Genomic DNA, 1638 nt, shown 5'->3' with positions numbered 1-1638 from the left:
GTCCTGCTCCAGGTGGAGCGAGTAGGCGCGGGCCACGGTGCGCAGCGCCTGTTCGGCGCCGATGCCGCGCAGGCGGACCTCCGCGGGGGTGTCCAGGTCGCCGGTGACGACGAGGTTCAGGCCGCCCTTGTCCGCGATGGCCTTGAGCGCGTCGCGCAGGGAGCCGCGGAAGCTCACGTCGATGGTGCGCGTGGGGGCGGTGGCCTGAGTGGCCTGTGGAGGCGTCGCCGGGGCTCCTTCCGCGAACGCGAGCGGGGCGCCGAGGAGGAGGGTGGGGAGCAGCAGTCGGGAGAGGGTCTTCATGGTCACGCTCAGGCTTCGGAGAGGGACGGAGGGGAACCGACAAGCCGCTTCAGACCGAGCAGCGACGACAACACGACGAAGGCGATGAAGCAGGCCACCGCCACGCCCGCGGTACTCCAGAGGGCGTGCGCGCCGCTGAGCAGCCCCTCCACGACGACGCGGGTGTCGACCACGGTGGAGGCGAACGCGGTGCCCAGGCGGCCGAGCGCCTGGTCGTTCGTGAAGAGGAAGCCCAGCCCCGCGCCCAGGGAGGTCAGCAGGATGGCCAGGCCCGTCCACACCTCGCGCCGCTGGGGCACGGGGGATTCGGCGACGCGGGCCATGACGTTGGCGACGAGCGAGGGGGGCGGGAGCGGATCCGCCAGCCGGAAGAGGTCCTGCTCCAGCAGGCGGTGGTCTTCCAGGAGCGCGGCGCACGCGTCGCACTCGGCGGCGTGGTCCAGGCCGGGGCCTTCGCCCGCTTCCAGCTCCGCGAACAGGACTTCCAGGTCGGGGCAGGGGGTGGGGCTCATCGCGCTTCCTCCTCGGTGGGCGTCATCTTCTTGCGCAGCTTTTCACGGGCCCGGAACAGGCGGGCCATGATGGTCCCGGGCGCGCAGCCCATGATCTGCGCGATCTCCTTCGTGGTGCGCTTCTGGACGTAATAGAGGGCCAGCACCTCGCGGTCGTCCACGGACAGGGTCTCCATGGCGGCCTCCAGCGACTGCCGCTCCTCGCGCGCGATGGCCCCGTCCAGCTGGGACACCTCGCTGCTGGGGAGCACCTCCTTCATGGGCTCCAGCTCCTCGGTGCGCACCTTGGTGCGGCGGCGGAGCAGGTCCAGGCAGAGGTTGCGGGTGATGGCGAGCACCCAGAGGTCGAACGGGCGCGCGTCGTCGTAGCGGTGCAGGTTCTGGTACGCGCGCAGGAGGGCTTCCTGGGCGACCTCGGCCGCCTCCGAGTCGTTCTGGAGCAGGCGCAACGCCAGGCCGTACACCGGGCGTTGCACGCTGCGCACCAGCGCTTCGAAGGCGGACGGGTCTCCCTTGCGGGCGGCCTGCACGTCCGCTTTCCAGGGGAGCGGAGCGGCGTCCTCAGCCATCAGCATTCCGATGGCCATGGGCAGCGAGTCGAGGGCAAGAGCGTTCACGCCTTGTCCTACGGGCACCGCGCGGGGCCATTGCGCAGCCCCGCCACATCACTTCCTCTTCTGTTTTTTCACGGACTTGGCCGCTGCAAGCCGCTGTTTTTCGGCCTTCTCCAGCCGGGCCTCGGCCTTCACGTCCTTGCGCTTCTGCTGCTTGGCCCGGAAGCCCAGGGGAATTTCCGGCTCCGGCACCGGCGCCGCCGTGAAGG

Annotated in this window: 2 protein-coding genes and 1 pseudogene; all 3 read right to left on the bottom strand. The window is 70.7% G+C overall.

Features of this window, described 5'->3' with window-relative positions; genetic code table 11:
- Positions 1-303, bottom strand: a pseudogene (locus tag D7V93_RS42755) (hypothetical protein); the annotation flags it as partial.
- An 8-nt stretch (positions 304-311) separates the two neighbouring features.
- The gene (locus D7V93_RS42750) at positions 312-815 is read right to left on the bottom strand and encodes an anti-sigma factor (protein WP_120648649.1); all 504 of its coding nucleotides are present in this window, start codon (positions 813-815) and stop codon (positions 312-314) included.
- A complete protein-coding gene (locus D7V93_RS42745) occupies positions 812-1402 on the bottom strand; it encodes an RNA polymerase sigma factor (protein WP_208723346.1) in 591 nt (196 codons plus the stop codon). Before D7V93_RS42745 ends, D7V93_RS42750 begins: the two co-directional genes overlap by 4 nt.
- Between the last annotated feature and the right edge of the window lie 236 nt (positions 1403-1638).

It is taken from the genome of Corallococcus llansteffanensis, assembly GCF_003612055.1.
In the GTDB taxonomy this organism is placed as follows: Bacteria; Myxococcota; Myxococcia; order Myxococcales; family Myxococcaceae; genus Corallococcus; species Corallococcus llansteffanensis.
The sequence above is the reverse complement of the archived record's forward strand: the minus strand, read 5'-3'. Positions and strand labels throughout refer to the sequence as shown.

Bases quoted from the DNA above. Each gene is read 5' to 3' on its own strand.
- D7V93_RS42745 (WP_208723346.1), bottom strand. From the start codon at position 1,402: ATGGCCATCGGAATGCTGATGGCTGAGGACGCCGCTCCGCTCCCCTGG.
- D7V93_RS42750 (WP_120648649.1), bottom strand. From the start codon at position 815: ATGAGCCCCACCCCCTGCCCCGACCTGGAAGTCCTGTTCGCGGAGCTG.